The organism is Pseudoalteromonas sp. S1612, assembly GCF_005887175.1.
Lineage (GTDB): Bacteria > Pseudomonadota > Gammaproteobacteria > Enterobacterales > Alteromonadaceae > Pseudoalteromonas > Pseudoalteromonas undina.
Window position 1 is genome coordinate 1 of the sequence record NZ_PNDH01000129.1, and the last position, 232, is coordinate 232.

The following is a 232-nucleotide window of genomic DNA, read 5'->3' on the forward strand; positions in this document are numbered from 1 at the left end:
TTGCACGTTCGCGTGGCGCTACCCCGCGTAAATCAGCAAGGCCTTGCTAGGTTACTAAAATATCAAGATCGTGCTCGGTAAGATCAACATGGCTTACCAGAGGCACACCACGTGAAATAGCGACCCCTGAGGCCATTGTTTTAGTTACATCAACCTCTACATGCGCAGTACGATGAACGTAGCCGGAACCCCCACGACCCGTCGTCTTTAGACACACACTCTCAGGGGGGCG

At 53.0% G+C, this 232-nt stretch carries 1 pseudogene; it reads right to left on the reverse strand.

The features are described from left to right. Window positions 1–46: 46 nt before the first annotated feature. Window positions 47–232, reverse strand: a pseudogene (locus CWB78_RS18825) (hypothetical protein); the annotation flags it as partial.